The sequence below is a fragment of the Ruegeria sp. CL6 genome, assembly GCF_056536465.1.
Map to the genome: position 1 here is coordinate 407,577 of NZ_JBQFPR010000004.1, position 18,190 is coordinate 425,766.

Below are 18,190 nucleotides of genomic sequence, written 5' to 3' on the forward strand. Positions count from 1 at the left end.
ATAACGTTATAGTAAAAATCTATATCGTTACAGAAATGCCTTGCAAGCATTTTTTTTGACTCGCTATAAATCCATCTGAGTACTGCCGAAGCCGGTCGCGATGGAAGTACACATCTTGCGCAAGTTGCCAACTATTGGTGAACGGAGAGGGTCGATGAAGAAAACGGTGGCCGAAGTCAGGCAATTAAGTACTGAAGAGTTGGTCTCTCAAGTTCTGCCGGGAGAGCGACCGACGCAGAAAACCATTTCGCGCATCAGTGGCTTAGCGGTGGCCACAGTTTCGCGCGCGTTGGGCGATGCACCGGACATAGGACAAGAGACAAAACAGCTTGTTCGCCACGTTGCGGATGCCATCGGCTACGTTCCGAACCGCGCTGGAGTGCGTCTAAGAACCGGACGTACAAATGTTATTTCACTTGTTGTTCCCGCCGAGGGCGACGTCATCAACAACACTTCAAGATTGACCAGTTCGATTGCGCAGGAACTGCGTGGCACAAGGTTTCATCTCAACGTGCTGCCTTGGTTCCCCGACGAAGATTCGCTGCGGCCCATCGAGTATATCGTCAAGACACGCTCTGCTGATGCCGTCATCTTCAACATGACCGAACCCGAAGACCGGCGCGTCGAATACCTGCTTAAGCACAACTTCCCTTTTGCAACGCATGGACGGACAAAATGGTGCGAGCGGCACGCCTACTACGACTATGACAACAGCGCTTTCATGCGTGTGGCGATCAATCGTTTGGCTGCAAGAGGTCGGGAAAACATCCATGCGATCCTGCCACCGCTAAATCAGAACTATTCGCAAGATATGAAGCGCGGGCTGGAAGAAGCCTGCAGCAGGTTAGGCTTGAGTTACCGCATCGCTCAAAACGTTGACAGCGATCAGTCCTCGGACCAGCTCCGGCACTGGATAAAACACAGGCTACAGAACTCGTCGGAAGTTGACGCAATCGTCAGTTCGTCGTCTAAAACAGCGATTGCGGCAATCGTTGCGATTGAACAGATGGGGCGCAAGCTCGGCGAGGATATCGACGTGTATTCCAAAGAAGTAATCCCCGTCCTGAAAATGTTTCGTGAGAATATTGTCGTCGAGTTCGAGGATGTCAGTGACGCTGGCCGGTTTCTAGCCAAAGCCGTTTTGCAGTTGTTACTGGAACCCGAGAAAAAGCCCATGCAGCACCTCGAAATTCCCGTTGACCGAATGCGACATTGAGTGAAACCCTCTGTTGCCGCGACGCAGAGCTCCAAAGAAGCACCGCAGTCGCCAAGCGACTGCTTTGTCCGCGAAGCAGACGTTGAGCAAATTTCACTAAATGTCCGCGCCTAGCCCAAAGCAGACAGCTTGTTTAACTTCAATTAGTGCCGGCTTGAATGTCAGTGTAAGCCCTTTTCGGTCCGCATTAGGTGACTAACGAAGTGATCAAAGACACGAAGCAATTCAATCAGAGTCTAATTCGGAATGCCGCGAACCCGTCCGTGCCTTCCCCGGCGTCCTCGATTGCTACTCCCTTGACGTCGCCAATATAGTCCCTGGCCTTTGGGCCGGTTTCGAACAGTACTGTCGTGTCCGCAAGCGGCGCGAATGACCAGTTGGCATCCGCCTTCGGATCAATAGTGCCTTGCTCAACAATGTAGCGCACGATCACGTCGCGATTGGTGTCTGGCGCCTCGAATACGATTGTATCGCCCAATGCACCAGGGAAAGAACCTCCGCCTGATGCGCGATAATTATTGGTGGCAATGATGAACTCCATGTCATTCGTGATCGGCTCGCCATCGAAAGAGAGGCCCACAATCCGAGCTGCGTTGGGGTGTAATTCTTCGCCTTTAGGTCCATAGCGCGAAGGCTGAGACAGGTCGATCTGATAGGTTACTCCGTCCATTACATCAAAGTTGTAGGACGGGAATTCCGGGTTCAGCAGGACTGCGTCTTCTGCTCCCGGCTCAATCTGATTGAACATACCAGCCGAACGTTCCAGCCAACCACGCACCTGAGCACCATTTACGCGGACCGCGCGCACAGTGTTTGGATACAGATACAGATCCGCCACATTTTTGATGGCGACGTCACCAACCGGGACATCGGTGTAATAGTCCGGGCCACCACGACCACCCGCCTTGAACGGTGCCGCTGCCGACAGGATGGGCAGACCTTCATGCTCGGTGCCCTTCAGCATCTCTTCGATATACCATTTCTGTGCAATTGAAACGATCTGCACAGATGGGTCATCCGCGACCAGCGCGAAATAGCTGTGTAACGGAGCAGACGTCTTGCCGACCGCGCGCCGGACATAGGCGAGCGTTTCGTCGTGATCCTTGGCAACCGATTCAAGAACCTTCTGATCGTCACGGACCAGAGCGGTGATCGAGCGGTCTTCATTACGTTTAGAAATCGGTCGCGCCTCGGACGTTGTGGTCACCACGCGCCATTCATTTCCGTCCCGTTCCAGCAGCAAGTCGAGCAAACCGAGATGCGAGCCCCAGAAGCCGCCCATCACGGCAGGTTTGCCCATCAGAGTGCCTTTCTCCACATCGATCCCAGGGCGATCGGCGAAGGTGGCTGAAGGAAAAACCAAATGGTTGTGTCCCGTGACCAGCGCGTCAATCCCCTCGACACTTGCCAGTACGACCGATGCATTCTCCATGCCATCGGCATGATTGGCGTCGCCGATCCCGGAATGCGACAGCGCGATGATCAGATCGCATCCCTGTTCTTGCATCTCAGGCACGTAGGCCTGAGCGGTCTCGACGATATCGCGCGCCTCCGCGTTGCCGTCCAAGTGTTTTCGGTCCCAGTTCATGACCTGAGGCGGGGTAAAACCGATCACACCAATTTTGATCGGATGCTTGGTTTCGTCGCCCGTTACGATTGTACGGTCTAGAATGGTGTAGGGATTCACAAGCGTCTTGTCGTCGCGTGGGCCGGCGCCTTTTTCTTTTGCAACATTGGCTAGCACAACTGGGAACTCAGCCCCAGCCAAAGCCTTGTCCAAAAACTCCAACCCATAGTTGAATTCGTGATTGCCCAGTGTAGCGGCATCGTAGCCGACTGTGTTGAACGCGGTGATGATAGGATGGCTGTCCCCGTCTTTCATCCCACGCTCGTAGGCGATGTAATCTCCCATCGGATTGCCCTGAAGGAAGTCGCCATTGTCGACCAAGATCGAATTCGTTGCTTCAGATCGGATATCGTTGATGATCGAAGCCGTGCGGGACAGACCCACCGTATCACGGGGTTTATCGGCGTAATAATCATATGGGAACACATGAACATGGATGTCAGTAGTTTCCATAATCCGCAAATGCGCTTGATTGTTGGCTGCCCTTGCGGAGAACGGGTGGAGGGTGATCACCGCAGCACCGGCTGTTGTTGTCGCAAGAAACTGGCGACGCGAGATTGACGAGCAGCTGAAAAAAGACATTGGTCACCTTTCGAGTTGGTTGGTAACGCGAGTTTTTTTACCGTCTTTGCACAACGATCTTATGACAGTAGTTTCCGGCACATTGACGCGTCTTTTGCACGGAGTATGTACCGATACGATACACCAGATTCATGTAGTTTCTATGTTATTGTAGAAAATGACATGGAGCCTGAAGTCGCTTGACCAAATAACTGAAACAAATTCAACCTTTCGAGCTTCACCGCTGCAAAAACTTACCCGAATTTGCACAGCCTTTTGAGCAGTGTATTGGTTCACTTCCTTTAAGACCGTAGAGAAACAACTAACAGTAAGCTTGTCTGCAGAGCGGGCGCTCAGAACCGGTCTCTAACGCCAAACCTGATTGCCGCGATAGGCTGTGTCGTCTACGGAGCAGCCTCCCGTTACTTTTTGCTGGAAGAGCGCCAGGCGCCCATGTTGCAAAACTCTGCAGTGTCTACCAAAGTTCGCTTCGAAACAGAGTTGGGGCTCTTAAAATGAATGGTACAATTTGTTCCATTCTCGGAGTGATTGGAAACACACCTTTGGTATGTCTTGATCGGCTGGTAAAGCATTATGGTTGTGAGGGAAAAATTTTAGCCAAGCTCGATTACTTGAACCCCGGATTCTCCAAAAAAGACCGCGCGGCGCTCGGTGTAATTGAAGCAGCTGAGGCCAATGGCACGTTGGAGCAAGGGCAGACAATCGTTGAGCTGACAAGTGGCAATATGGGCACCGGCCTTGCCATCATCTGCAGTATCAAAGGCTACCCATTCGTCGCTGTCATGTCCAAAGGCAACTCGCCTGAGCGAGCACAAATGATGCAGGCTCTTGGTGCTGAAGTCGTGTTGGTAGATCAAATGCCGGGAAGTCGCCCTGGGGAAGTATCAGGCGCTGACCTCGCAGAGGTTAATCGCGTGGCTACAAAACTGACGATTGAACGCAACGCATTTCGAGCTGACCAATTCCAACGAGCAGGTAATCCGAGTGCTCATGAACATACGACTGGCCCAGAACTCTGGGAACAGTCCGGCGGCAACATCGATGCATTCTGTGATTTTGTCGGATCGGGTGGCACTTTGGCTGGGACGTCCAAGTACCTGCGATCGCGAAATTCAGAGATCAAATGCTATCCAATTGAGCCTGAAGGCGCTGCTGTGATCGCGGGTCAGGAAGTGACAAGCCCCGAACATCCCATTCAGGGAGGAGGGTATGTTATGGGTGATCTCGATTTCCTTCGAGGGTTCGTGTGGGATGGGTTTCTTCAAATTGATGGCGACACAGCGCGTCAGACCTGTCGCGATCTCGCGCGCTTCGAAGGCATTTTCGCTGGGTTTTCTGCTGGCGCTAACGTGGCGGGTGCTGTCGAGCTACTAAAAGGCCCTCACAAAGGCCAGACCGTATCCGTGATCATTTGCGACTCCGGGCTGAAGTACCTTTCTACCGATCTTTTCACATAGAACTGCCCTTTGACTTAGGGTGCTAAACGTCTGCTTAGTCCGCAACTCGGTCGTTGCCCGAGTTTTCGCGAACGTCCGCTCTTGGGTGCAAAGGGGAATCCGCGGAACAACTCGGGATTCGCAAACGTGTCGGTTTGGACTTGCGACCCGACAACGAATACATGCCAGGCAAACGCGTCGGACAATAGTTAGAGGGCTTGGAGTAACAGAGGTGGTGTCAGTTTCGCGTTCAAAGTGACAGCGCGCTTGTCTGCTCACACATATTTGCACATGCCGCGAACTATTCGAACTTCGGCTCTGTCTTAGACATGCTTTCCCTTGACTCCATGCTTTCCCACCATGTGTGCAATCCAGGTTTGTCCGAAAGAATGGGTTCTGCATCTGGCGTTTGCACAAAGTACCAGAACACGGGGGCCAAGTGGAGATCGGCAAGGCTCAGATCGCCCCCAACCAAATAGGGATTTCCATCTTGCAAGTCCTCAAGAGTGCCGAGGGCTTTTTGGATCTCGGGCAAAAGGGCTTGGCAGGCAGCTTCGTCGGTCTCGCCACCCATCATCGGTGCAAAAATTCTTTGCTCGCACAAACCAATGACCGGGCCATATGTATAGTTGTCGACAATGCTTATCATCTGCGCCATGCGGGCGCGCTGTTTCAAGCTACCGGGCTGCAATGCTGTGCCATCGAACCCTTCGTCGATGTAACGCTCAATCGCGCGGGTCTCATAAAGGTGAAATCCATTGTGCTCAAATGCCGGAACTTTGCCGAACGGTTGCCTAGCAATCTGTTCAGCTGGCATGCCTTCCATGAAATCAACCTCGACATGGTCATAGTCGACCCCTTTTTCTTCCATAACGAGGCGCACCGAGCGTGTGTATGTGCTGTAACTTGGTCCGTAAAGAGTCAGATTTGCCATTTGACCTTCCTCCCTGAGTTGGAAAGCTAGCACAGCTGCAACTGGCACGCATCGCTTCGGTGAAGCTTTCGGGCAAGAGTCCGGGGTATAGTCGCTTCGGCACAAGAGCTGCCTCTTGGCTTACGGTGAGTTTTGGGGCTAAACCCGCTGCCGTCTGATGCCCACTGGAGAGTCCGGAAACGGGCAGAAAGCAGCCGTCAGGTCGCATCAGTCGTACGGGCAACTCTTGGCACGAGGCCGATAGAGCGCCTAAGGCAGCAATTGAAGCTGAACCAGACATTCAGGTCCCGTGCGCCAACGGCAGGTTTGTTCACAACTCGGACGTTAGCTGCAACTTGCTGAAACGTCTACGTTGCGGACGAAGTGTGGATTCGCGGTACTTGCACCAATTGCAGTTTGATGTGCTTTGCTGACGTCAGAATGAGCGTGAAACGGATGTACAACATCACCGCAAGGCGGATGATTTCGAGACCGTTTATAAGTACTTGAAAGAGGCAGGTCTGCTAATGAGCAAAAGATACGCAACCGCCCTGCAGCGCTCTACCCAAGTTCTTCTGACAAGACCCCAGAGAGATATCGCATCGCTAGCTTTGGATCACCGAATTACGTGAACCGAACACTTGGCATGATGCACGACTCTGTTCGCTGTGGAACCTAGAAATATGTCCTCAAAACCAGGCTTGTGCGAAGCCAAGACGATGCAATCCGCATCACTCTCATTTGCGAAGTCGACAATAGCCCTACCCGCGTGCCCAGAGATGAGCCGAGCCTTCGCGCCTGGAATTTCAGAAGCAGTTTGATGCAGGTTTTCCAGGATTTCATGCCGCGTATTGGCAAGTATTTCGCTGGGAATCTGAGACCCTACATACGCCGGAATTGGTTCTTGGACGTGTATCACGGTGAATACAGCGTCCGCATCAGCCAATTGGCGCGCGGCTTCAAACGACGCTTGTGTGTCGTGTTCTTGGTCCAGAGCAACCGGGATCAGGATATTCTTGTACATTTGACCTCCTATCTACTGCTCCGATGATTCCAGTTTGGTTCCTCGGCAGCAGGAAACCTATACAGGCTCGGACTTTGAAGATTTCCCCGCGCTCTTTGTAGCGGCTACAACCTCATCAACTGTTTTCTCAACAGCTTCAGCTTCGGTTTCAGCGACATAAGATGCACAACGGGACACGGTTTCGAACCATTCCTGAGCGTCAGCAACCAACCGCTCCGCCGAATGGCGCTGCCACTCCACCATGCTCTGAACGGCTTTAGAGGGATCGGACGGGTGCGCGGAAGACACATTGCGTGCAGCTTTTAGAGCCGTTCTGACCGCCTCATGACGCCGTTCGAACCAATGCTGTGCAAAGGCCTCTGTTTCTTCGAGCAATTTTTCTTGTGCGTCCCAAAACTGTTCGATCTGGGCGCCGAAGGCCGGATTACCAGACATGGGCGGCTGCAATTGCTTGAAAACATCCACAAGTGAGGTCGGGCTATTTGTGCTAGATTTCTTTCGCGGCATCGAAAATTCCTCCTCATTTCCTGAATAAGCTATTGTGCCACCTGCGGCATGCTTTCGCCTTAATACAGATCAATTACCCTTATCTTTAGCACTCTCGGCTTAGACCGCGACAGGGCGCTCGCATTCTCTCCGACACCGGTTCCTAGCAGGCAGGGTTGGAGTTAGAGTAATCTAGACAAGAACTTAACGCTTGGTTTTCTATGCACGTTGCCGGCTTTCTGATTACCCTTGGTGTCCTCTTCCTTGCCGGATTGGCGGCCGATCAATTTGGCCGGGCCACGCATCTTCCTCGTGTTACAACCTTGCTTTTCCTCGGTCTGATCGCCGGGAACGCCGGAATAGGGTTGATCCCACTCGACGTTGCAATGTGGTTCGACGAGATATCCATTGTGGCCTTGACGATGGTCGCGTTTCTTCTTGGAGGATCTTTGACTCGCGAGAACCTGGTCCAGCATGGCCGAGCCATTCTGACGATTTCGGTTTCAATCGTGGTGGCAACCCTTGTTATTGTGTCTGCCGGACTGACCGCAATTGGCGTACCCTTCGGGTTGGCGTTGGTGCTGGCGGCAATTGCTACGGCTACAGCTCCGGCCGCAATGACAGACGTGATCAATCAATCTGGGGTGTCCAACAGCTTCACCGAGACATTAAAGGGCGTCGTCGCAATTGATGACGCTTGGGGTCTGTTAGTTTTCAGCATCGCCTTAGTTCTGGCCGGTCATTCGGATGGTTGGGCCACAGTCACGACCACGGCGATTTGGGATTTCGGAGGGGCTATTTTGTTGGGTTCCGCACTAGGCGTGCCATCCGCTTACCTGACTGGCCGCTTGAAACCGGGAGAGCCAATGCAGGCAGAAGCAGTGGGAATAGTCTTTCTTACAGCGGGCCTCGCGCTTTGGCTGGAGGTTTCATTCTTGGTCGCAGGCATGGTTGCGGGCGCAGTGATCGGGAATCTTGCCCGCCATCATGATCGTGCTTTTCACGAGATCGAACATATTCAGTGGCCGTTCATGATTTTGTTCTTCCTACTGGCTGGCGCCACGTTGGAAATTGAAGCCTTCGGTTTGATGGGCTGGGCTGGTGCTCTTTTCCTATTCTTGCGTGCCGTGGCCCGCCTTGTCGGAGGTTACTGCGGAGCAAAACTGGGCGGCCTGCCTCGCCGTCAGACCCGCTGGTACGGTCCCGCTTTGTTGCCACAGGCTGGTGTCGCGGTAGGTATGGCCCTTGTAGCTGGAGAACAATTTCCGCATTGGGCCGCGTCGATCATGGCCTTTACTCTAGCCAGTACTGTGGTCTTCGAGGTGTTGGGGCCGCCACTGACTCTCATGTCAATCAAACACACGGCTGACACGGACTAGCAGATTGGTCAGTGACTATTCAGACTGGATCGACTCAAGGAAGGCGAGCACATTCGCCAACGGCAGGCCTACCATCATAGGTTGCCCATTAGGTAGAGCCACTGCGATTTGTTGGTCTGTCTCAAACACCGCGCCAAAGATTGGCATTTCGCCGCCATGGGCGAGCAATTGTGAACGACCATCAATCTGTTCAGCTATGCGAACTATCGGAAATACACCGTCGTTTTCGCCCGCCAATTTGGTTAGGTCGGGTGTTCGAATAGCCAGCATTTCGGCCATTGGTCCGTCTCCGGTCGCTTCGAAACCGTGACATTGCCAGCAATACGTCCGGTACAAATCACTTCCCTCACTGACGCTGACCTCCTGCGCTAGTGCAGGTCCCGTGAACAACAGTGCCAGTAAAATCCCGCGAACAATCTGCATATGCTCCTCCAATTCGCTGCCCCGGATGAAGATCTTATTAAACGGTGTAGCTAGGGAACGTCTTTGACCTTGCTCATGTTGTTCGCACCAGTACCAACATTGGCGTTTCAGTCAAATAGCGTTTGAGCGCGCGCCGAATCTAATCCAGCCCGGCCTCCAACTACGCCACCTCGTCATCGACCCCACCACCCTTGCGCCCAGACGGCACACCTTCCAATGCGTTCAAATGCCAACGAATTCGCCAGAGGTGATAAGACACGCGATGCAACCATCTGAGGGCATCCAAGCGAGCCCAGACCACTTCATCCGGCAGACTGTCAGTCGCAGCGTCGGAGATGAGCAAGTCTCTGCGAAGTTTCCTCTGTCGCCGCAGAAAACGGCGAACGCGGTTCAGCGAACTTTCACACTTCACTGGATTGTCGACTTCCAAGTAACCATCAGTTGCTGCAACCATCACCGAAGCAAGCCGTTTCAAACGCCGGTCTTTTGGTAACTCGCTTATCCGATCATCTTGGCTACACCGGTAAAGCAGCCGGTCAAGATGATCGAGGATATGGTACATACCCTTGATGTTGGATAACTCTACATCGGACCTGCTGGACGGTTCTATCTTGTCTAGGTACGAGCGCGCTTCGGATACAGCAGTCTCAATGTTCTCCCGCCCATAGTCGGCTCCGCTTGACTGCGATACCTCAATACATGACCGAAGGTGCGCCACTTCGGCCCTTACAACACGTTCGACTGCAGCTTTTGCTGCATCCACAGCTATTTCCGGCATCCCGAGGACGAGAGGATCCAAAGATCTCGTTAACTCAGCACCTCTGTCGGGTACAAGCGCCTCGACAAATCTGGCGAAGGGTTTCGCGAACGGCAAGATCAGCGCCACGCCTATGGCGTTGAAGAAACTATGGAACGCGACAAGCGCAGTCAGAGAATTTCCTGCCCCCGCGCCGCTTACAAGGACCGAAGTAAACGGCCCCAGCAGGAAAAATGCCATTATACCCGTCATCACGTTGTAGATCACATGAGCAAAACCGGTGCGGCGAGCCATAGTGCCCCCACCAAAGGTGGCCAGAACAGCGGTGAAAGTCGTCCCCACGTCCATTCCAATGACAAGTGCCGCCGCTTGAGGGAAGTTCACAGCACCAGCGCTTAACGCAGCCAATGCTGTCGCGACGCCAGCGCTCGAAGACTGCGTCACCATCGTTATCAGGACGCCGATCAATACAAGCTTCAGCCTGCCTAGCAGTGTATCTGGCGGAAAATCGGCAGGGGTAACTACGCCGCGAAACGCGTCAAGCCCGGACTTGAGCTGCTCGATCCCAATGAAAATCAAACTGAACCCGGCCAACGCCAGTCCGAGGCCGGAAACTGTTTTTCTTCCCGAAAGCGCCAGCAAAGCCCCAATAAAAACAACTGGCAACATCACTTGCCCCAAGTCTAACTTGAACCCCAAGAGCGCGACGAGCCAACCTGTCATGGTCGTTCCGATATTGGCCCCAAAGATGATCCCAAGCGCTTGGGGAAACGTGAGCAGACCAGACGCGACAAATCCGACGGCCGCAACGGTGGTCGCACTGGAAGATTGGATTGCAGCTGTCGTGACCGCGCCTGTTACGGCCCCGGTAAACGGTGTCGACGTGAACCGGCCCAAAATATCCCGCAGTCGCGCCCCTGCCAAAGCCTTCAATCCGTCCGTCATCAACAGCATTCCGACAAGGAACAGGCCGATGCCGCCCAAGGCTGGTAACAGGTTCCAAAACATCACGAATAGCTTTCCACCCTAAATCTCACACCGACTAACACGTTTGCTTTGCCTTTAAGTTCGACGACAAACGACAGTTGGTTTGCGTTCAGCCTCGCAGACCCGACGCCGCGAGTTGATTGACATAGATCAAAGCACCAACATGAACTACATAGTGAAATTCGAATGTTTCAACATATTCTACGTTCACCGTCCTGTCCCCAAGTAGACACAAAGGTGAATGGAATTTTGAAGGAGCGGAAGTTCCACCCACGGGGGCTCGGCAGGAGTGATGGCGAGCCCCCAGTTAGTTGATTGGCGCCCAATGCGCCCAGACGTTGAGACACAATGCATTCGGTGCGGCTTTGACCATAGGATTAAGCCGCTGCGCCAATCGAGACAAAAAGAGAAGGACGCCACTGACGACGTTCGGAATGGGCAGTTGGCGGAAATCACTTATGAACTCTGTTGATCCAAACGAACAGAAACTCAGACGGGCCCTTACTACCCCGTTGCTCACGCTTTATGGCCTTGGGGTAACGGTCGGAGCGGGCATTTACGTTTTAGTCGGTGCAACAGCAGACATTGCCGGACCGTTTGCGGCGTTGTCGTTCGTTGTAGCCGCGCTCGTTGTATCACTCACCGCGCTTTCGTATGCGGAACTTGCAACTCGATTTCCTGTCAGTGCAGGTGAAGCAGCCTATGTTGAGGCGGGATTTCGGAAAAACTGGATGGCGGTTTTCGTTGGGCTTGCGGTGGCAGCCTCGGGCGTTATCTCCGCTTCTGCCGTTGCAATTGGCGCGGCATCATACCTTCACGCTTTGACCGGTTTTTCGATCCCTATTTTGAATATCAGTGTTGTTTTGACCATGGGTTTAATCGCACTTTGGGGGATCACTGAGTCGGTCTTTGTTGCGGCCGTCATCACGATCATCGAGATCGCAGGTCTTTTCTTTGTGATTGGCTGGGGCATGTCGATCCAGGATCCGCAGGGATACGGGATCAGTTCGATGCTTCCGCCGCTGGAACTCGACGCGTGGAAAGGCATTTTCGCAGCATCACTTCTCGCCTTCTTTGCATTTGTTGGCTTTGAGGACATGGCCAATGTCGCTGAAGAGGTTAAAGACCCTGTGCGCACCATCCCAAAAGCGATTATGCTAACTCTCGTTCTGGCGACCGTGTTGTATCTTGGAACCTCAATGACCGTTCTACATGTTGTTCCGATCGATGTTCTTTCGACGTCCGCAGCACCCCTCGCGCTTGTGTTTTCAAACGCCCCCGAGGTGATTAAACAGGGCTTTTCCGCAGTCGCGATTGTGGCGACAGTCAATGGAGTACTGATCCAGATGATCATGGCCTCGCGGGTGATCTACGGACTAGCAGACCGTGACCATTTGCCGAAGGTTCTGGCGATAGTCCCTAAAGCAACGCAAACACCGGTTGTTGCTACTTTGCTGGTTGTGGCGATAATCGTTCTGCTGACTCAAACTATACCGATTGGTACTTTGGCAGAGCGCACATCCCAGATCGTTCTGGGCGTCTTTGTGCTCGTCAACATTTCGCTGATCCTGCTGAAGATGCAGCCGGACGTGGCCGCCAAGCATTTCCGCGTTCCTCTTGTGGTACCGATCCTTGCGGTGATCACCAGTGCATTGCTTTTCGGATCTGGATTTCTCTAACTAGACAAAACGACCCAAAGGCCTCCACGAGCTGCCATGGCATATGACGACTGACCAAACTTCCATAGGATCAAAACTTTCGGCCTGGTGGCATAGAACGTTTGTGGATCTGGTTCAGCAGCTGCAATGGTCCTATCTGCCGCCATTGATGGTCTATTTTGCGGCCGGCGTGTCCGGCCTGACCTCAGTCGTCGGCGCTTTTTTCCTGAAAGACTACCTCGATTTATCCGCCTCTTTCGTTGCAGGACTCGCGTTTTGGGCTGGTATCCCGTGGATACTCAAAATGCCGCTTGGTCATGTCGTGGACCTGTTTTGGCGCTGGAAGTCCCTGCTGATCTTGTTCGGCGCATCCCTGATCACGTTATCTTTGCTCACCATGTACGGCCTCGTGACCGCACCTGCGCAGATGTCCAGTTTCATGCCACTGGAAGACTGGTATGTTGTTGCCTTGCTCTTGGCGCCTTCGGGCTATGCCATTCAGGACGTTGTTGCCGACGCCATGACGGTTGAGGCGGTGCCAAAGGTTGACCCAAACGGCCTACCATTTTCGCCTGAAGAAACCCGTGCTCAGCACACGACGATGCAAACCTTGGGCAGAGTTTCCATTATTTCCGGGTTTGCCGCGGTTGCAGCTGTAAACATCTGGATTTTCTCTGGAACAGAGGACTTGCAAAAGCCCGATCGTCTTAAACTTTATGGCCAAGTTTACCTGATAGCTCTGGCTATCCCTGTATTGTCCGTAAGCGGCGTCGTCCTTCACAGCTTGATCCAGCGTCAGCGTATAAGATCGGGCCACCCGCCCTACAAGCCGGATGAAGTCACCGAAGTCAAATGGTCCATATTGCTGGGCGGCCTGGCATTCGTTGTGCTTAGCATCGTGTTGGGAACCGCCGATTTCGAGTTTGCGCAAGAAACAGTCTTTGCGGTTTCTCTAACGGTGATCCTGTACCTCATGTCGCGCCTACTCAAAGAGCTGGAACCGGCCCAAGCCAAAGCCTTAATCGGGACAGCGACAATCATTTTTGTTTTCCGTGCCGTTCCTCTGCCGGGACCAGGCCTGACTTGGTTTGAAATCGATGAACTGGGGTTCGATGAACAATTCCTAGCAATTCTGGCTCTGTTAACTTCGCTGCTGGCGTTGCTCGGGTTAATCGTTCTCCGGCCGTTTATGGCCAATCGCTCCATCGCGCATGTGGTAGTATTGCTGACGATCGCCGCGGGCGTTCTCTCACTGCCCAACCTTGCCCTCTACTACGGTGTACATGAATGGACGGCGGCGCATACCGGCGGAGTTGTCGACGCAAGGTTTATTGCCATTCTTGATACAGCGGTTGAATCGCCGCTTGGGCAGATTGCCATGGTCCCGATGTTGGCTTGGATCGCACGCAATGCCCCAGTTCAATTGAAAGCGACCTTTTTTGCCGTGATGGCATCGTTCACAAACATGGCATTGTCGGCCAGCAGCCTCAGCACCAAGTACCTCAACCAGACGTACGTAGTCACGCGCGCTGTCACCAACCCTGAGACCGGTGAGGTCACGTCCACCGCAGACTACAGTCAACTTGGATACCTGCTAATATGCGTGGCCATGATCTCAGTGATCGTTCCACTCGCTACAGTGTTCTTCGTTCAAAACTCACGCTTCCGAACGAGCGAATGATTACTGGCTTTCCACCTCTCCCAGCAGAACTCTGAGATGTGAGACCGGGACGCCGATGTTTGAACCACCAAACTCGGGCAGGATCGCAGCATTGATGGCAACGACCTCGCCCCGCCGATTCAATGCTGGCCCTCCACTCCCACCGGTCGTAGTCTCAGCGTCATAAACGATTGCGCTCCCACTCGTCCGCGCAACGATCCCCTGGCTTGCTAGCGGGTGGATCTTGCTTTGTGCTGAAAGCCGGGACGCTATCGACCAAAAATTCAACGTCCCCTCTGTTTCCAGTTCCTCTAGAAAGCCCGGGCCAGCCTGCGCGATCAATGCTTTCAAACCCGTTGGATATCCCAACAGATAAAGCTCTTCACCCACACGCGACGTGGCATCCGCCAACGGAATGCCGAGGCCCTGAACGCGACTTGTCTCAACTGCCAAAATCGCCAAGTCTGCAGCTTCACTGAACCTGACCAAACGCGCCTCTATTGGTTTCGTCTGATCAGGCAAATAGGCCAGCAGCCTCAACATCTCTGGCTCAAGGCCAGCGTCACTCAGCGCTTTTTCTCGGTTCCCCGAGGTCCAGGGCAAAGCGACATGGCGGTTGGTCGCCATCAACGGGACCCCAGCGATCAAAAACCCCGTTCCGGTGAACTGAAACTCTGCAGGTTCGCCGGTCCCGTCCGGTTCGATCCAAGGCTGACCAAACGGGGTTTTCAGGTTTTCTCTGTTCGGTCCCAAAACGTGCCGTAGTATCTTCCCGCTTTCCACGTGGCGCAATCCATAAGCTCCCTGAAGGAAAGCGACAGATCGAGTGGAGGCAGCTATCACTCGCGTGGGTGCCCCCGCCCGCTGTTCCAAGGTTCCAAGACGCTGCTCGGTCGACAGAATTTGGTTCTCAAAAGCGTCACGCAACGAAGCTAAGTCATCAGGCGTAAGTGCATCTTCTCGCGTCTGGGCAAGCATAACCGCGACCGCTTCGATCTTGCGGGACTCCTTTTCGATACTATCCGCCAAGCGCCGGTCGTTTTGGTAAAGCAGGTACCCAAACCCCGCAATCACAAGAAGCGTTGCAAGAACCGTGATCCTGAACAGTATCGTGGTTTGAGAGGCAAGCCGCCGCCCACTATCGCGCAAGGCACCAGACATCTTTTTGGCGAAGGGTCGACGGCTCGTTCGGGTGTAAGCATATGCATCGCTGAGGATATCTTCGACTGTGTGGTGTGCGGGAAATGAGTGATCGCACAATCTGTATCGAGACATGGGGCCCTTTTCGCCGAACTCGATCATGTCACCATGTCTAAGAGACGCCGCAGAGGCTTTTTGCCCGTTTACCCATACATTGCGCCCAACCGATGCGGCTATTGTGTAACCGTCGTCAGCCCACTGTAGTGTGGCAATATCGTTGTCATGGGGAGGCAGGTCATCTTTGGGTCGAATGCTTAACACCCTGCCATCACCAACAGAGACGGTCAGGGCTTTATCGACAAGCCAGTTCACGTTTCCGCGCGATGGACCTGTAAGGCTCTCCAGAAAGGCCCGCACCTCACCTTCACCACCATTCACTGAGGGTGTCATGTCGCTCACTTCTGGTTTGCGCATTGTGGCCCCCTATCCAAACGCGTGAGGGCATTCTACCACGCCGCAACACCAAACCCATGGTTTGACGCAAATGTACAAAAAATCACATTTAAACAAGCACCTGCGATGTTTACCGAATTCAACCCAAAACATCTATCAGACCGCAGTTCGAAGAAGGCCGATCCATGATCGGCCCTCTGCTTTGGCATTTTCAAGCCTCGTATCGAGCCAACTGACCGTCTATTTCGACGATACTTTGATCTTACGGCTTGGATCCTGAGGCTCAGTTTTCGGCATTTCGATATGCAGAACGCCCTTGTCGAATGTTGCTGAAATCTTGTCGATTTCCACAGTGTCTGGCAGCGACATGGCTCTGGAAAAGCTGCCATAGCTTCTTTCGCTGACACGCAGATCGCCCGTTTCGTCATGCGCAATCTTCTTCTGACCGCGCAGGATTAGCCTGCGATCCTTGATTTCAATTTCCACATCATCCTCTTCGAGCCCTGGCAATTCAGCCGTCAGGACAATCGCAGAATCCGTTTCTTGGACATCGATTGCAGGTGAAATCGCACCTGTCATGTCAAGAGACGGAAAACCCGTGCGTTGCGCAGCCGTTTCCATTGGTAGGAAAGGTGATCCTCCCCCGAAAAAACGCGACATCAGGGTTTCCATTTCACGCCGAAAGTTGTCGGAGAGCGGATGCGTTCCAGTGAAAAGTTGCGGGGATTTTTTGTCTTCTAGCATTTTTTGAGCCTCCTCCTTTGGTCTGATTTCGCGCGCGCAACATTATGACAGAAAAAGCCGTCAAGGACCTTGATCTTGCGCAAGCATGCAACCTCATCCTTCGCCAGATCGCACGCACCGGTTGAACGAACAGAAACGGGAAACATCGCCCACCAAGCTTGCCATGTCGTGGTGGAGTTAGCACCATTTTTAGTAGTCTTGATCGGAATCCTAGGTCAGCTTAGCGTTTATTTTGAATGAGCCCGAGTTGCCTACCTTTAGCGCAGTGGAGCAAAACCGTATGAAATGGCCTTATCTGGCGCTGATTTACGTTTTGCTGATCTTGGCTCCCTTGGGTTTTTCTTGGTCTCTGGGATGGCCAACAAGATCATTTCATCAAGAGCTCGCGTCCGGGCTTGGAATGCTTGCTTTTTCAATAATCCTAGTCGAGTTCCTGCTGTCTGGGCGGTTCAGGTTCATCTCTTCCGGTCTGGGTATGGATGTAACCATGCGAGCGCATCAGTTGATGGCGCGTACAGCACTCGGCTTTGCGCTGATACACCCGCTGTTGTATCAGGGCACGCCTTCGGGCGGACGCCGTCCGTGGGATGAAACAAACCAACTTACGATTTCGACCGAATTTTCTGTGCTGGTATCGGGCATCGGCGCATATTTATTGCTGTTCATTTTGGTCGCCTCGGCAATTGCCCGCAAATCCCTTGATTACAAGTACGAAACATGGCGCCTCTTACACGGGCTGGGAGCCTTGGTGATCGCATGCCTGCTGTTGCATCACACGGTCTATGCTGGGCGCTACGGTGGGCATCCGCTACTAACCTATCTCTGGCTTGCCTTAACCAGTATTGCAGTTGGAACTTTGCTGTATGTCTATCTCGTTCGCCCTTTACGTAGGAGGAAGAGACCGTGGCGCGTCACGTCTGTGTCTCGACTAACACCGAAGCAATGGGAGTTGCGCGTCGTGCCAGATGGTCACAACGGACTAAACTTCGAAGCAGGGCAATTTGCTTGGCTAAACGTCGGCCACAGTGTTTTTTCACTGCATGAGAACCCATTCTCGATTACTTCGGCACCAGCCGAAGGCCCCGAAGTTTCATTCATGATAAAGGAGCTTGGGGATTTCACATGCGGCCTCGGACAGATCGCTCCGCAAACCACGGCCTATCTGGATGCCCCGCACGGAAATCTATCGATCATCCACCGAACTGAGAAAGGCATTGTTCTGATCGCAGGTGGTGTCGGGATCGCGCCCATGTTGAGCATTGTGCGTCAGGTACGGTTGAGTGGAACACAGTACGATCTCAAGCTTATCTATGGCAACCGGGTGGAGGAGCAGATTGCTTTTCGCCAGGAGTTGTCCAAAGAAGAAACAGTATTTGTTCTATCCGAGCCACCAGAGGATTGGTCCGGAGAGACAGGCTTGATCGACGGTCATCTGTTGGACCGCAATTTGTCTTCTGAACAATTTGAAAGCTGGCTTTTTGTTCTCTGCGGCCCCCCTGCCATGATGGACACGGTCGAAGATCATCTGATTGAGCGGGGCACCGCGTCACACCGGATTTTGTCTGAAAGGTTTGACTATGATTAGACTGCTCAGAAACCTGCCCGCGCGCCAACAAGTGAAACTCGCAGTGTGGTTGATCAGTATTTCAATCTTCGTCGCTGTCTTGGCCTTTTGCTTAAGGTAGAAAGCTAGACCGCCAGGGGT

At 53.2% G+C, this 18,190-nt stretch carries 14 protein-coding genes; 6 read left to right on the plus strand and 8 right to left on the minus strand.

Annotated features, from left to right (window positions below; genetic code table 11):
• The first annotated feature begins 154 nt into the window (after nt 1–154).
• Entirely contained in the window at nt 155–1,216 is a 1,062-nt protein-coding gene (locus ACR0LH_RS14140) for a LacI family transcriptional regulator (RefSeq protein WP_170387231.1), read from the plus strand.
• A 229-nt stretch (nt 1,217–1,445) separates the two neighbouring features.
• Here ACR0LH_RS14140 and ACR0LH_RS14145 read toward each other — a convergent pair whose 3' ends face one another.
• Nucleotides 1,446–3,425 (minus strand): bifunctional 2',3'-cyclic-nucleotide 2'-phosphodiesterase/3'-nucleotidase, encoded by a 1,980-nt coding sequence (locus tag ACR0LH_RS14145; RefSeq protein WP_480721467.1) that lies wholly within the window; start codon nt 3,423–3,425, stop codon nt 1,446–1,448.
• 494 nt (nt 3,426–3,919) lie between these two features.
• Between ACR0LH_RS14145 and ACR0LH_RS14150 the strand changes: the two genes are divergently transcribed.
• Complete coding sequence (locus ACR0LH_RS14150; RefSeq protein WP_480721469.1) at nt 3,920–4,882, plus strand: PLP-dependent cysteine synthase family protein; 963 nt, start codon at nt 3,920–3,922, stop codon at nt 4,880–4,882.
• A gap of 280 nt (nt 4,883–5,162) precedes the next feature.
• On the opposite strand, the gene ACR0LH_RS14155 is transcribed toward ACR0LH_RS14150, so the two are convergent.
• The 3 genes from ACR0LH_RS14155 to ACR0LH_RS14165 form a co-directional block, all read right to left on the minus strand.
• Nucleotides 5,163–5,795 (minus strand): glutathione S-transferase family protein, encoded by a 633-nt coding sequence (locus ACR0LH_RS14155; RefSeq protein WP_480721470.1) that lies wholly within the window; start codon nt 5,793–5,795, stop codon nt 5,163–5,165.
• A gap of 595 nt (nt 5,796–6,390) precedes the next feature.
• The gene (locus ACR0LH_RS14160) at nt 6,391–6,798 is read right to left on the minus strand and encodes a universal stress protein (protein ID WP_170697096.1); all 408 of its coding nucleotides are present in this window, start codon (nt 6,796–6,798) and stop codon (nt 6,391–6,393) included.
• 57 nt (nt 6,799–6,855) lie between these two features.
• A complete protein-coding gene (locus ACR0LH_RS14165) occupies nt 6,856–7,305 on the minus strand; it encodes a phasin family protein (RefSeq protein ID WP_170697095.1) in 450 nt (149 codons plus the stop codon).
• A 200-nt stretch (nt 7,306–7,505) separates the two neighbouring features.
• Here ACR0LH_RS14165 and ACR0LH_RS14170 point away from each other — a divergent pair, with 200 nt between their 5' ends.
• Nucleotides 7,506–8,663 carry a cation:proton antiporter domain-containing protein gene (locus ACR0LH_RS14170; RefSeq protein WP_170697094.1) on the plus strand — a complete coding sequence of 386 codons (1,158 nt, stop codon included), beginning with the start codon at nt 7,506–7,508 and terminating at the stop codon, nt 8,661–8,663.
• 15 nt (nt 8,664–8,678) lie between these two features.
• Here the strand turns inward: ACR0LH_RS14170 and ACR0LH_RS14175 are convergent, their stop codons facing one another.
• Complete coding sequence (locus tag ACR0LH_RS14175) at nt 8,679–9,086, minus strand: c-type cytochrome (protein WP_170697093.1); 408 nt, start codon at nt 9,084–9,086, stop codon at nt 8,679–8,681.
• A gap of 160 nt (nt 9,087–9,246) precedes the next feature.
• On the minus strand, nt 9,247–10,851 hold the full coding sequence (locus tag ACR0LH_RS14180) for a Na/Pi symporter (protein WP_170568048.1): 1,605 nt from the start codon (nt 10,849–10,851) through the stop codon (nt 9,247–9,249).
• A gap of 290 nt (nt 10,852–11,141) precedes the next feature.
• On the opposite strand from ACR0LH_RS14180, the gene ACR0LH_RS14185 reads away from it, so the two are divergent.
• On the plus strand, nt 11,142–12,509 hold the full coding sequence (locus ACR0LH_RS14185) for an APC family permease (protein WP_480721472.1): 1,368 nt from the start codon (nt 11,142–11,144) through the stop codon (nt 12,507–12,509).
• Between the two features lie 43 nt (nt 12,510–12,552).
• On the plus strand, nt 12,553–14,169 hold the full coding sequence (locus ACR0LH_RS14190) for an MFS transporter (RefSeq protein ID WP_170697091.1): 1,617 nt from the start codon (nt 12,553–12,555) through the stop codon (nt 14,167–14,169).
• Here ACR0LH_RS14190 and ACR0LH_RS14195 read toward each other — a convergent pair whose 3' ends face one another.
• Both ACR0LH_RS14195 and ACR0LH_RS14200 read right to left on the minus strand, forming a co-directional pair.
• Nucleotides 14,170–15,762 (minus strand): S1 family peptidase, encoded by a 1,593-nt coding sequence (locus ACR0LH_RS14195; RefSeq protein ID WP_170697090.1) that lies wholly within the window; start codon nt 15,760–15,762, stop codon nt 14,170–14,172.
• Nucleotides 15,763–15,981: 219 nt separating this feature from the next.
• On the minus strand, nt 15,982–16,401 hold the full coding sequence (locus ACR0LH_RS14200) for an Hsp20/alpha crystallin family protein (protein WP_170697089.1): 420 nt from the start codon (nt 16,399–16,401) through the stop codon (nt 15,982–15,984).
• 364 nt (nt 16,402–16,765) lie between these two features.
• Between ACR0LH_RS14200 and ACR0LH_RS14205 the strand changes: the two genes are divergently transcribed.
• The gene (locus tag ACR0LH_RS14205) at nt 16,766–18,070 is read left to right on the plus strand and encodes a ferredoxin reductase family protein (protein WP_170697088.1); all 1,305 of its coding nucleotides are present in this window, start codon (nt 16,766–16,768) and stop codon (nt 18,068–18,070) included.
• The last annotated feature ends 120 nt before the right edge of the window (nt 18,071–18,190 follow it).

What these genes read in the sequence shown, in the direction of transcription:
- ACR0LH_RS14205 (WP_170697088.1), top strand. Translation starts at nt 16,766, where the DNA reads ATGAAATGGCCTTATCTGGCGCTGATTTACGTTTTGCTGATCTTGGCT.
- ACR0LH_RS14175 (WP_170697093.1), bottom strand. Translation starts at nt 9,086, where the DNA reads ATGCAGATTGTTCGCGGGATTTTACTGGCACTGTTGTTCACGGGACCT.
- ACR0LH_RS14195 (WP_170697090.1), bottom strand. Translation starts at nt 15,762, where the DNA reads ATGCGCAAACCAGAAGTGAGCGACATGACACCCTCAGTGAATGGTGGT.
- ACR0LH_RS14155 (WP_480721470.1), bottom strand. Translation starts at nt 5,795, where the DNA reads ATGGCAAATCTGACTCTTTACGGACCAAGTTACAGCACATACACACGC.
- ACR0LH_RS14170 (WP_170697094.1), top strand. Translation starts at nt 7,506, where the DNA reads ATGCACGTTGCCGGCTTTCTGATTACCCTTGGTGTCCTCTTCCTTGCC.
- ACR0LH_RS14145 (WP_480721467.1), bottom strand. Translation starts at nt 3,425, where the DNA reads ATGTCTTTTTTCAGCTGCTCGTCAATCTCGCGTCGCCAGTTTCTTGCG.
- ACR0LH_RS14165 (WP_170697095.1), bottom strand. Translation starts at nt 7,305, where the DNA reads ATGCCGCGAAAGAAATCTAGCACAAATAGCCCGACCTCACTTGTGGAT.
- ACR0LH_RS14150 (WP_480721469.1), top strand. Translation starts at nt 3,920, where the DNA reads ATGAATGGTACAATTTGTTCCATTCTCGGAGTGATTGGAAACACACCT.
- ACR0LH_RS14180 (WP_170568048.1), bottom strand. Translation starts at nt 10,851, where the DNA reads ATGTTTTGGAACCTGTTACCAGCCTTGGGCGGCATCGGCCTGTTCCTT.
- ACR0LH_RS14140 (WP_170387231.1), top strand. Translation starts at nt 155, where the DNA reads ATGAAGAAAACGGTGGCCGAAGTCAGGCAATTAAGTACTGAAGAGTTG.
- ACR0LH_RS14200 (WP_170697089.1), bottom strand. Translation starts at nt 16,401, where the DNA reads ATGTCGCGTTTTTTCGGGGGAGGATCACCTTTCCTACCAATGGAAACG.
- ACR0LH_RS14190 (WP_170697091.1), top strand. Translation starts at nt 12,553, where the DNA reads ATGACGACTGACCAAACTTCCATAGGATCAAAACTTTCGGCCTGGTGG.
- ACR0LH_RS14160 (WP_170697096.1), bottom strand. Translation starts at nt 6,798, where the DNA reads ATGTACAAGAATATCCTGATCCCGGTTGCTCTGGACCAAGAACACGAC.